At 36.2% G+C, this 12,135-nt stretch carries 13 protein-coding genes; 8 read left to right on the top strand and 5 right to left on the bottom strand.

The window, feature by feature from the left end:
* Positions 1-78: 78 nt before the first annotated feature.
* Genes HMPREF0693_RS06050 through HMPREF0693_RS06065 form a run of 4 tightly spaced genes read left to right on the top strand, consistent with a single transcriptional unit; the run spans position 79 to position 3,107 of the window.
* On the top strand, positions 79-933 hold the full coding sequence (locus HMPREF0693_RS06050; protein ID WP_004248618.1) for a tagatose bisphosphate family class II aldolase: 855 nt from the start codon (positions 79-81) through the stop codon (positions 931-933).
* A complete protein-coding gene (locus HMPREF0693_RS06055; RefSeq protein WP_004244221.1) occupies positions 930-1,901 on the top strand; it encodes a sugar kinase in 972 nt (323 codons plus the stop codon). Before HMPREF0693_RS06050 ends, HMPREF0693_RS06055 begins: the two co-directional genes overlap by 4 nt.
* Positions 1,882-2,520: a bifunctional 4-hydroxy-2-oxoglutarate aldolase/2-dehydro-3-deoxy-phosphogluconate aldolase gene (locus tag HMPREF0693_RS06060; protein WP_004244222.1), complete on the top strand. Its 639-nt coding sequence runs from the start codon at positions 1,882-1,884 to the stop codon at positions 2,518-2,520. The genes HMPREF0693_RS06055 and HMPREF0693_RS06060 overlap by 20 nt, the downstream gene beginning before the upstream one ends.
* A 5-nt stretch (positions 2,521-2,525) precedes the next feature.
* On the top strand, positions 2,526-3,107 hold the full coding sequence (locus HMPREF0693_RS06065; protein ID WP_004244223.1) for a DJ-1/PfpI family protein: 582 nt from the start codon (positions 2,526-2,528) through the stop codon (positions 3,105-3,107).
* An 88-nt stretch (positions 3,108-3,195) separates the two neighbouring features.
* Here the strand turns inward: HMPREF0693_RS06065 and HMPREF0693_RS06070 are convergent, their stop codons facing one another.
* On the bottom strand, positions 3,196-4,611 hold the full coding sequence (locus tag HMPREF0693_RS06070; RefSeq protein ID WP_004244224.1) for an NAD(P)/FAD-dependent oxidoreductase: 1,416 nt from the start codon (positions 4,609-4,611) through the stop codon (positions 3,196-3,198).
* 604 nt (positions 4,612-5,215) lie between these two features.
* Between HMPREF0693_RS06070 and HMPREF0693_RS06075 the strand changes: the two genes are divergently transcribed.
* Complete coding sequence (locus HMPREF0693_RS06075) at positions 5,216-6,103, top strand: PhzF family phenazine biosynthesis protein (RefSeq protein WP_004244227.1); 888 nt, start codon at positions 5,216-5,218, stop codon at positions 6,101-6,103.
* 130 nt (positions 6,104-6,233) lie between these two features.
* Here the strand turns inward: HMPREF0693_RS06075 and HMPREF0693_RS06080 are convergent, their stop codons facing one another.
* Positions 6,234-7,523 carry an arsenic transporter gene (locus tag HMPREF0693_RS06080; RefSeq protein ID WP_012368266.1) on the bottom strand — a complete coding sequence of 430 codons (1,290 nt, stop codon included), beginning with the start codon at positions 7,521-7,523 and terminating at the stop codon, positions 6,234-6,236.
* A gap of 75 nt (positions 7,524-7,598) precedes the next feature.
* Positions 7,599-7,934 carry a metalloregulator ArsR/SmtB family transcription factor gene (locus tag HMPREF0693_RS06085; protein WP_004244232.1) on the bottom strand — a complete coding sequence of 112 codons (336 nt, stop codon included), beginning with the start codon at positions 7,932-7,934 and terminating at the stop codon, positions 7,599-7,601.
* 431 nt (positions 7,935-8,365) lie between these two features.
* On the opposite strand from HMPREF0693_RS06085, the gene HMPREF0693_RS06090 reads away from it, so the two are divergent.
* Both HMPREF0693_RS06090 and HMPREF0693_RS06095 read left to right on the top strand, forming a co-directional pair.
* The gene (locus HMPREF0693_RS06090; protein WP_004244233.1) at positions 8,366-9,076 is read left to right on the top strand and encodes a fimbrial protein; all 711 of its coding nucleotides are present in this window, start codon (positions 8,366-8,368) and stop codon (positions 9,074-9,076) included.
* A 154-nt stretch (positions 9,077-9,230) separates the two neighbouring features.
* Entirely contained in the window at positions 9,231-9,857 is a 627-nt protein-coding gene (locus HMPREF0693_RS06095; RefSeq protein ID WP_004244234.1) for a GrpB family protein, read from the top strand.
* Positions 9,858-10,047: 190 nt separating this feature from the next.
* On the opposite strand, the gene HMPREF0693_RS06100 is transcribed toward HMPREF0693_RS06095, so the two are convergent.
* Positions 10,048-10,719 (bottom strand): DUF7424 family protein, encoded by a 672-nt coding sequence (locus HMPREF0693_RS06100; RefSeq protein ID WP_004244239.1) that lies wholly within the window; start codon positions 10,717-10,719, stop codon positions 10,048-10,050.
* A gap of 403 nt (positions 10,720-11,122) precedes the next feature.
* Here HMPREF0693_RS06100 and HMPREF0693_RS06105 point away from each other — a divergent pair, with 403 nt between their 5' ends.
* Entirely contained in the window at positions 11,123-11,818 is a 696-nt protein-coding gene (locus HMPREF0693_RS06105) for a type 1 fimbrial protein (protein ID WP_004244241.1), read from the top strand.
* A gap of 86 nt (positions 11,819-11,904) precedes the next feature.
* Here the strand turns inward: HMPREF0693_RS06105 and HMPREF0693_RS19860 are convergent, their stop codons facing one another.
* Positions 11,905-12,081 (bottom strand): phage tail fiber protein, encoded by a 177-nt coding sequence (locus tag HMPREF0693_RS19860; protein ID WP_004244242.1) that lies wholly within the window; start codon positions 12,079-12,081, stop codon positions 11,905-11,907.
* Positions 12,082-12,135: the final 54 nt, after the last annotated feature.

Below are 12,135 nucleotides of genomic sequence, written 5' to 3' on the forward strand. Positions count from 1 at the left end.
AATGTGATTTAGATCTTTTACCTTTCTATTTCTTTCGTTTATTATTAATCGTAATTAAACGAAAGATGAGAGGCAAACATGTATCTGGTTTCTACTCGTAATATGCTCAATAAAGCACAGCATGAAAACTATGCTGTGCCCGCTTTTAACATTCATAACTTGGAAACTATCCAAGTGGTAATGGAAACTGCGGCTGAAATGGCATCACCTGTGATCTTAGCAGGCACACCTAGCACGTTTGCTTATGCTGGTAGTGATTATTTAATTTCGATTTGCCAGCAAGCGGCTGAACAATATCGCATCCCAGTAGCACTACATTTAGATCATCATGAAAATATTCCTGATATTTGCAATAAAGTGATTTCGGGGGTGCGATCAGCCATGATCGATGCTTCTCATTTTCCTTTTGAAGAAAACATTCGCCTGGTTAAAGAGGTCGTCAATTTCTGTCATTATTGGGATTGCACCGTAGAAGCTGAATTAGGTCGTCTTGGTGGGCAAGAAGACGATTTAATCGTTGATGCGAAAGATGCGCTATTTACCGATCCTGATTCAGCAGTACAATTTATCAAAGCCACGGGAATTGACTCATTAGCAGTGGCGATTGGTACAGCACATGGTATGTATAAACATGAACCACATCTTGATTTTGATCGTCTACATGCCATCCGCCAAAAAACAGAGATCCCTTTAGTACTACATGGCGCGTCAGGTATTCCTGATACTGATGTACGTCATTGTATCGACTTAGGTATTTGCAAAGTTAACGTAGCAACCGAACTTAAAATTGCTTTCTCTAACGCAATTAAGCAGTACTTTTTAGATAATCCTGATGCCAGTGATCCTCGCCATTATCTAGTGCCAGGTAAAGCGGCGATGAAAGCGGTGGTTGCAGATAAAATTCGCGTCTGTAAAAGTGATGGGAAACTGTGAAAATAAATAGAACTGTCGCCATTATTGGCGAATGTATGATAGAGCTAAGTGGCCAACCTTTTTTGCCACAACAACAGCGTTTTGGGGGCGATACATTAAATACAGCACTGTATTTAGCGCGCCTCATTCCTACATTACATCCGCAATATATAACAGGTTTAGGCACTGATAATTACAGTGCCTTAATGCAAAAAGCATGGGAAAAAGAGGGGATCAACTGCCAGTCAGTGATCACCATTCCCGAAAAACTTCCCGGTTTATATGCCATTGAAATTGATACTTGTGGTGAGCGTAGCTTCCATTATTGGCGTAGTGATGCTGCTGCACGTTATATTGCAACGGACAACCGTTTTGCAACACATCTAGATACCTTGCCCGACGATAGTGTTATCTATCTTAGTGGTATTTCACTGGCCATTTTAACGCCGAAAGGAAAAGAAGCGTTAATCACGCAATTAATCCGCCTTAAACAGCGAGGGCTCACCTTAATTGTCGATTCAAACTTTCGGCCTCGTTTATGGGATCTAATACCTCATGCGCAAGAGTGGTTCGAAAAACTATATCGACTCAGTGATATCGCTTTAGTCACCGGAGATGATGAACAAGCTCTCTGGCAACAACCCAGCCTTACTGAGCAAAAAATTGTCGAACGCCTTCATCAATGGGGCAATAAAAACGTCATTGTTAAACTAGGAGCAAAAGGGGCTTTCTGGTCTGATGGTGAAAATACCGGTTATATCTACCCCAAACCGATACAGCATGTCATAGACACTACAGCAGCCGGGGATTCTTTTAATGCTGGTTTTATTGCTGCATGGCTACAAAACTACCCTTTGCCTACATGTTGTTTATGGGGAAATACATTAGCAGGATTAGTTATCCAACATCATGGCGCCATTATTCCCCATAACATCACTGATTCATTCTATTCACTCATCAAGGATAACCATGAGACAGTCAATTGTTGATACACTTTCAGTACTGAAAGTGATCCCCGTGATCCAAATTAATCGCGCCGAAGATGCAATTTGGCTGGGTGAAATACTAACCCAAAATCAATTACCTATTGCTGAAATTACCTTTCGTACTCCAGCAGCCGCCAAAGCAATAAAGCTGATGAGAGAACACTTTCCTGAGCTTATTCTTTGTGCGGGTACCGTATTAACAGCGCAACAAGCTGATATAGCAAAAGAAGCGGGTGCAAGCTTTGTTATTTCTCCCGGTTATAATCCAAAAACCGTCGATTATTGCCTTCATAATGGCATTGATATTGTGCCTGGAATAAATAACCCAAGCCAAATTGAAGTTGCTCTTGAGCGGGGTTTAACCTTGCTAAAATTTTTCCCAGCAGAAGCTTCTGGTGGAGTAAAAATGCTAAAAGCAATGGCGGCACCTTACTCTCAAGTTCAATTTATGCCTACTGGAGGAATTAGTCTAAACAATGTTAGTGATTACCTCGCTATCGGGCAAGTTATCGCATGTGGTGGCAGTTGGATTGCTACTACTGAGGCAATTGATAATCAAGACAAACAGACTATTGCTCGCAATATTCAAAATATCCATTCATTACTTAAGAATAAAGGATAAACAAAATGAAACAGGTTGCCGTTTTATTGGCTGATGGTTTTGAAGAAGGTGAAGCGGTTGTTTTTATTGATATCATGCGTCGCCTTGATATTCATGTAGATGTACTTTCTTGCATGGATACACTGGTATTAAACACCTATTTTAACACTAAGATCAGTGCTGATTACCTATTAACCGAAAAATTCACACACAGTTATGACGCAGTAATGATGCCGGGTGGTCCTAAAGGTACAGATCGTCTATGTGCAAATTCACTCGTGATTGATTTTATTAAACGCCATATTGCACAAGACAAATACATTTGTGCTCTATGCTCTTCCGGTGCAAAAGTATTAGCAGCACATCATCTTCTTGAAGGTCGTTATTACAGCACTGGTGATAAACTTGCTGATAAATATGATGATGGTCATTATCTTGACCAAGATGTTGTTGTTGATGGGAAATTTATCAGTGCCAAAGGATTAGGTGTTAGCTTTGAATTTGCCTTTACGGTAGCTAAATATTTGCTCAGTGACAATGTAGAAAAAGTAGATTGGCAAGCTAATCACATTTACTTTAAACATTGGCCGTTGTCTTACCTTGACTAAATATTAAATAACTAAGCCCTCTTTTTAAACCGCCGTTAATAACAGAGCGGTTTATTAGAGGGCTTTCATTTCTTATCAAAAAAAAGAGTTAGAAACGATACAGACTAAATGGTTTGGCATCTAATACTGGTTTTTTGCCTAATAATAAATCTGCTGTAATTTCTGCTGATACAGGGCTTTCAGTCATTCCCCAACCTGTTGCAGTATTAATAACTAGACCTGGATACTCTTTAACATCAGAGATAATTGGGTTTTCATCTGGTGCAATCGCCATCGCACCACTCCACTGATCAATTAACGTTGATTCTTTAAATGCTGGGAACTCTTTTTTCAGTTTTTCCAGTGAGGCATTTAATTCTGGCAGATCAGGCAGAGCGGTCATATCACGATATTTTTCAAATGGCGACTCTTCATTAAGATCCCAATGTGTTGATTGCATAAAGGAATTAATCAACTGCTCATTTAACGAAATATGTACTGGGAAATCAGGTAAAGCCAGCAGAGGTAAATATTTATAGCCGTAAGTAAATGATTCTTTTACTACCGGAGCAACAATGACACGAGGAGAAGTTGCATACGTTCCATCCGCTTGTTCACGAAAGAAAATTCCGCCGGGTAAAGCAACGTTTCCACCTGGCGCATTTGGTGCTGCGCTAATTAATTGCTGTGATTGATAAGCAGGTAATGTTGGTACATCAACATTTAGGTTCTGCATAAATAAACGTGACCAAACACCACCGGCGACAACAACACGAGAGGTTTTAATTGGTCCTTTTTCTGTTACAACATCAGAAATAACACCAGCTTGCGTTTCTAAACCACGGGCTGCACAGTTTGTGAAAATTTTGATACCCATTTTTTTGGCATATTCTGCCATCACAAAAGTCGCAACTTCAGGATCGAAACTTCCTGAGTCTTCTTCGAAACCAGCAATTTTCCAATCAGTGGTAGCGCCACGTAAACGCTGTTTTAACTCAGCGCCTTCAATCATTTTTGTTCTAAATGGAATGTCTGAGCCAACATCTTTGCTTTTAGCATCAATCCATTTTCTTACGTTTTCTAAATCTTCTTCATCTAAAGGAACTTCTACACGACCTTGTGTACGATAAGTGGTATCAATACCAACTTTAGCGTTCATCTCACGCCAGCGGTGCTTCCCGAGGTGATGTAATAAGAAGGTTTCATCTGGCATTTTATAGCTAATAGCTTGACCATAGAATCGAGATGATTGTTCGCCGGCAATATTTCCTTTTTCAACGATTGTGACAGATAAGCCACGCTCAGCAAGGTTAATCGCGGTCATGATACCTAAAATACCCGCACCAATTACAACAACATCATCTTGTTTCGGTAATGGACCGCCAGTTCCCTCAACAAAACCATGTCTCGGCGTACCAGGAACAAAACGCCCTTCTCGCGTTAACATAGGTGTTAAAACCCCAGCGCCTGCAGCAACAGCAACCACTGTGCCACCAAGAATAAATTTTCTTCTACTTATTGCCATTTCGAAACAATTCCTTTCATGCAGTGAATAATTATCATTATATAATCACGGCATTTTATTCTATTTGTAACGCAATAGTAAACCAGTTGTGATTATTTTTTTGGTGAATAGTATATGAATGAGCTAATATATTCAAAATGTAAGCAATTGATTCAAGATGTTAATATTTAAGGCATTATTGGATTAAAATAATTTTTTTAATAAAAAATTTAATATTTTCATTAGGTTTATATAAATCAAGTTCATAATAACTGATAGAAAAATAACTATTGATACAAAATTTTTCACTAAAAAAGCTATTATCATGGCGTTTTTTATCATAGCGGTGTTAATATAATTTCATCTATTAACGCACTTTTTGATCAAAGAATATTCAGGCAGATAAATAACGTTGGAATAATGTTAATCTTTTCCTCTATTTTAGAGATGCGTATTGATGCTTATTTCAATAGTGTGTTGTTCTTTCAGACTAGATATTTATATAATTCAAATTGCTTAAAAAATAACGCCCTACCCATCATCAAAATTAATTATCTATTAAGTACTGCTATCCCATTATTTAATAACTATAAATCAATCGGTTAGCCTCAAACACGGTGAGTAAATGCAAAATCAAGTCGCACAATCAATGAAAAACAGTATCAAGGTATACTTGGTAAACTCATTTACTCGTGATCATTGCGGTGGCAACCCTGCCGGAGTCGTTCTCAATCCTCCCAAGCTAACGACAGAACAAAAAATCGCCATTGCTCAACAAGTTGGATTTTCTGAAACGGCATTTGTCTATTCGGGTGATGACACTGATTTTAAAGTAGATTTTTTTACTGCTGAAGGAGAAGTTGATTTTTGTGGGCATGCAACATTAGCGGTTTTTTTCACTCTGTCATCGCTTAAGTTACTCAAACCTGGCGATTATAGCCAAAAAACCAAGGCAGGAATTTTAACCGTTACCATTAATCACGATAATATTGTGATGGAACAAACGCTTCCTATTACCCGTAAGGGGCCTTGTGTTAACGATGTCGCAAAGGCGCTGGGCATTCTACCTGAAGTGATAGAAAAGACAGATTTACCAATAGAGATTGTCTCAACAGGATTAAACGATATTTTTGTTCCCGTACAATTTAGCTATTTAGATGCTTTACAGCCTGACTATCAAGCTATCACTGCTTTAAGCCATAAATTTGATACTATCGGCTTTCATGTCTTTGAACTTAGTCATGATCAAAATATTACTGCCCACTGCCGAAACTTTGCACCACGCTATGGCATTAACGAAGAATCAGCCACAGGTAGCTCAAGCGGTGCTTTAGGGTGTTATCTTGTTCATCACCTTTTGCCAAACAAAAGGCAATTTTTGTTCGAACAAGGTAGAGCAATGCAATGCTCTTCTTTAATTGACGTATTTATTGATTCGACAGCAAAAAACGTCACTCGCGTTCAAGTTGGTGGAAAAGCGACATTGATTGGTACAAAAATAATTGAGATCTAAAAATACTATATTTAATAAGTGGCGTTGAACCGATGATTATTTATCATTTGGCAACGCCACTATTACGAATCAAAACAAGTTGATAGAGCAAAACGTCACAATTTAACAGGTGATAGTCACTGTGTTGCTCTTAATTAAACAGTGAAAGCCGAAGCACTAAAGCAACGAGTGTAACAATGAGCACAGGGATAGTCATGATGATCCCTGTTTTGAAATAATATCCCCATGTGATCGTCATATTTTTTTGTGATAAAACATGTAGCCACAATAATGTTGCCAAGCTACCTATTGGTGTAATTTTTGGCCCCAAATCAGCACCAATCACATTGGCATAAATCATCGCTTGTTGAATTACCCCTGTCGCGTCACTTCCTTCAATGGATAGAGCACCAATTAATACCGTTGGCATATTATTCATTATTGATGATAAAAAGGCGGTAATAAATCCCGTACCAATTGTTGCTATCCATAACCCTTTATCAGCAAGGTAATTAAGTATTTCAGAAAGATAATTAGTTAATCCTGCATTTCTTAAACCATAAACAACCAAGTACATACCTAAAGAGAAAATGACGATTTGCCACGGTGCGCCACGCAACACTTTTTTAGTATTAATCGTACGGCCTTTGGCTGCAATTACCCAAAGAATTAAAGCGCCAATTGCCGCTATTGCACTAACAGGAATGCCTAATGGCTCTAAAATAAAAAAACCAATGAGCAATAACAACAATACAAGCCAACCTGCTTTAAACGTAGTCATATCCTTAATAGCTAAAGCTGGCTCACTCAGCTTTTTAACATCATATTGGTTAGGAATATCTTTACGGAAAAACCAATGTAGCATCACAAGCGTTGCAACAATTCCCGCAATATCGACTGGCACCATAATTGATGCATATTCAGTAAATCCAATATTAAAGAAGTCCGCAGAAACGATATTCACGAGGTTCGAAACAATCAGCGGCAAGCTCGCTGTGTCTGCGATAAACCCAGCTGCCATAACAAAGGCTAATGTCGTACCTTTGTTGAAACCAAGTGCAAGTAACATCGCAATCACAATAGGTGTTAGTATCAATGCTGCACCATCATTAGCAAATAAAGCAGCAACCATTGCACCAAGTAGCACGATATAACTGAATAGTAATCTTCCTTTCCCACCACCCCACTTGGCAACATGTAATGCCGCCCATTCAAAAAAGCCACTTTCATCTAAAAGTAGGCTAATAATAATTACTGCAACAAATGTCGCTGTGGCATTCCACACAATGTTCCAAACAGTCGGAATATCTTGAAAACTGATCACACCAAAAAGGAGTGCCAATATAGCGCCGGCCGTTGCACTCCAACCAATACCCAACCCTTTCGGCTGCCAGATAACCAAGGTGATCGTTAAAACAAAAATTAATGCAGCAACAAACATAACAACCTCGTTTAAAAGGTGCATTCACACACACCTAATCATATATGTTTTTTCGAATATATTTAGTTAAATTTTTTACACAGAACAACGATGACCAGACTCTTTTTTCTCTAGGATCTTGAGTAAATCTGCAACTCTATTTTTCTCTGTGGTATAAGTTATATCAATGATACTTTTCACCCACGGCAGTAATACAGGAGATAATCGATAATGAACCCATTTGCCTTGCTTCGAATCGAGCAAAAGACCCGACTCTCTCAGCATAGCTAAGTGTCGAGATGTCTTGGGTTGCGATAAATTTAACGCAGTATAGATATCACAAACACATAGCTCACCAGATGCTTTTAAAAGCAATACGATATCTAGTCTGGTTTGATCACCTAAAATTTTAAACAGTTGTAATGGTTTCATGTATCCCCCTTTACGATCTTTAGCTTAAAAATACCCCCATCAAACACATACGTCAAATCATATATGAGTTATACATTATTGTGGCATAATGTCGCTATCTATTATGCCTATAATAAATACTTATTATCGAGTTCTATTTAAATGAATTATTAATTTAATTAAATATTGATAGGAAGATTATAGAGTTAAAATAAAAAAATCAAAATAAGATACGTTATTTATCATAATTTCACTGCCACATCCAACCTATTAAAAATAAAAAGTTCAACTTGAATTATTTAAATAAAACCTACTATTAAAATAACATCAAATTAAGAAAGTCTTAATTAGAGAAATTAGAAATATATACTTACTCATTATTAATTAAATAAATAAAAGGTGTATCATATGTATATTAGTTTGTTGTCTACTTTATAAAAAGGAATAATTATATGAAAAAAACATTACTCAGTCTTGTTATGCTGACTGTAATATCAACGCCAGTATTGGCTAAAACGCCTATCGCTAATTTGAAAATCAATGGTGATATCAAACCACCAACTTGTACTATTAATGGCGCAACACAAAGTGATGTTATTTTTGATTTAGGTAAAATTAGTCCATCGCTGATCCCTAAATCATCAAATTATATATATCCTCATAATACAACCTCGACTAACGTCACTATTGAATGCGATGCAAACACTTATCTTACATTTAAAGCCACTGATACTTATGTAAACAGTCAGCTTGATCTTGATCAAACCAGTAAAACTAAAGCTAGTGGGATATTTCACCTGGTTAATAAAGACCAGGTAGACACTTCCGTGGGGGGAATACTATTCGTTTGGTACAATGTGACTGTAGATGGAAAACCCGCATTTATTAGCCGGGCAAATGATGCAACGGTAGGTTTTTCAGATAATAAAACTGTTATAGTTAAAGAAGTCACTAATGGTTGGACGACAAAACAACAAGAAAATGTAGATAAAAATAGTTTAGATTTAATGCCAGGTCAGATTTTTTCTACCAGCATTTCAGCAGGAAAAGCATCTTCTGCATTTATTTTATCTAAAGATTCATTAAATAAAAAAGGCATAGATATTTCTAACGGATTAGATTTTATCGGCGAGGCTGTTCTCACTTTTAACTTTGGTGTCTAAACCTAAAAAATAATTGATAATCACAATATAATGAAATTAATTTTTGTATTGTGATTATCTTTTTATGTCAATATTAATAAACTATCGATTTACAGCTCTTAGGTAAAAGTGATAATAGTAACATCATTACCTAACATGTTAATTTTGATATTTTATGGGATTAGATATTGTCATGTTTAAAGATCAATTTACACCACAACAAAAAATGGATATTTGCACTTTTGAAGAAGGTGATCCGACGGAAAACCCTTGGGTTAAAGGGAAACCTGCCCAAATACACATTGAAATTGTCCCCCATAATCCTAATTGGCTTATACAATTTAATGAACAAAAATCGTTAATTCAGAATGCATTGTCAGATATAGCATTATCAATTGAGCACATAGGATCTACTGCGGTTGCAGGATTGGCTGCTAAGCCAATAATCGATATCGATTTAATTATAGAAAATCCTAAAGATGAATCGTCCTATATTCCCCAATTAGAGGCATTGGGCTATGAACTCATTATTCGTGAACCTTCATGGTATCAGCACCGTATGCTTAAACTGAGTAATCCGATGGTTAACTTACATGTATTTGGAAAAAATTGTCCCGAACATTGGCGCCACCTATTATTCAAGCAATGGTTAACAACACATCCTGATGATTTAGCCAATTATGCGACGATTAAACAGTTTGCTAAGCATAATGTAAAGACGACTCAAGATTATAACCTGAAAAAACAGAGCCTTGTACGTGCAATTTATCAGAAGATTTTTACCTCATTGATTGGCGACTAATAACCCGTTATCAGTGCACAGTGCGTTATTGATGTTCTGTATATCAATTTTTTAGACCGTCTTTATGGGTTTTCTAAGGTGTCCAAAAACTATTTTAATTCCAATGCCAACTTGTCAATGACTAACTATTTACTCATCATAATTAAGCCCCAACTCACCGTTAAAGGGCTTTAATATGATGATATATCTGTTACTTATATAGTGTGAAATATTCAGGAGTTACTAAGAATGGAACCATACCGTATTGCATTAATTGGTTTACTGACACATCTGATAATTTAAAAGTCAGTGGTTTATTGCCAAATTTAATTCTGCTTATTAATACTGGATCATTTTTAGATGTATCTCCTGTAAATGTCACGCCTAACGCAACTACCTTATCCATTTTCACGTTACCGGGCATAAGAATAATGCTGATACTAAAATCCATCTTTTGATGTGAATTTTTTTCTGCTTGCTTGATCCTTTTAATTACCCCTTCTGAAGCATAAACCCCCGCCAATATCTCTTTGTAAGAGAAGACCATTAGATCCGTATCAACAGTGTTTTGGCCGTCTTCAACCTTGCCAACACCAACAGGTATTGAGAAATGGGCGAATGAATTAAGTTTTTGCTTATAACATTCAACATATTCCGCATCTCTGAAAATCTCAGGAACTTTATTTTTTAATTCTATCAATGACTTAGACTCTTTCCTTGAGTCTTCAAAATCATTACATGAAGAGACTTCGAAATTAATATCTCCTTTAACAATATTTTGCTCACTAGACAATAAGTTATCTGTATTTATTTTCGTTTCTAAATCAACCTTACAGCCAACTAATAAGGAAGATATAACGGCAACCATAAATATTTTTTTCATCAAAAAGCCCTTATGATAATTAAATAAAAATTTACAATTCTATTTAACCATCACAAGGGCTTATAGCAAGCAAAAAAATAAAGAAGAGGATTTTATTAAAGATAAGTGTTCTAAATTTTGTTAATTTAATTATATTTATATGGCAATATAAAACCATCAAAATAAGAGTATCTAATTACACGTCTTATTTAATAAATATAAAACCCACACTTACCACATCTAAGTTAACACTCTATTTTTAATTCTTTCTTTTAAAGAATATCGGATAGTAAAATAAACTCACTTTAAGAAAGTCTTAATTAGACATATTAAAAATACATATTCTTTTAACATTAAATAAATAAACAGAAGGTGTATTATATAATATTACTTTGTTATTTATCCTCTAAAAAGGAATAATTTTATGAAAAAAGTATTACTTAGCCTTACTATGTTGGCTATAATGTCAACGCCAGTATTGGCTAAATCCCCTGTAGCTAACTTAAAAATCAACGGTGATATTAAGCCGCCAACTTGTACTATTAATGGGGCGACACAAAGTGATGTCCTTTTTGATTATGGAAGAATAAGCCCATCACTTATCCCTCAATCGAAAATTTACTCTTACTCTGGCATTGTAGCTCATAATGTCGTTACGGTTGAATGCGATGCAAAAACATATTTAACATTTGTTGCGTCTGATACTTATGGTGACACGGAATTAAGTGTTAATAATACGTCAGAATGGTTTCATTTAGTTGATAAAGCAAATCCTGAAAATACAGTTGGAGCGGCTGATTTCATATGGAGTGATGCTACGGTCGATGGTAAGCCAGCATTTATTTCACGGGCAAACGATGTTGCTATTACAGGAAAAAGCTACAACAACGTCCTATACAAAGGGCCAACTAATGGTTGGACATCAGAACAACAATCAGGCGTTGATAAAAACGCCCTGGCTCTAATTCCAGGTGAAGTTTTCCAATCAAATTTCAGGCATGGTAATTCAAATGGCACCTTTATTTTATCTAAAGATGAATTAAGTAAAAAAGGAATAGATTTATCTAATGGTTTAGATTTTATCGGGGAGGCTGTTCTCACTTTTAACTTTGGTGTCTAATTTTTAGAATAATTGATAATCACAATATAAAGATTTATTATATTGTGATTATCTTTTTATATTAATATGAATGAATGTTATTTATGCTATCCTAGCTTTCTTCCTCTTCTTTCTGTCTGCATTTTTTCCGCTTTCTGTGCTTCTTCTATCTCACGTATTCTCACGAGAATAGAACCGTCCTCTATAACTGCAGAGTCGTCCCAAATAAGTGACTGTTTATTAACATCGAGTGGCGTTTCAATACTGTTATCAACACAGCCCAATTTAGTTGACAGAGAAAAGTAAAACTACGTTATGGAGAATGTATGCAAAGAGAA

Source organism: Proteus mirabilis ATCC 29906, from assembly GCF_000160755.1.
GTDB lineage: Bacteria > Pseudomonadota > Gammaproteobacteria > Enterobacterales > Enterobacteriaceae > Proteus > Proteus mirabilis.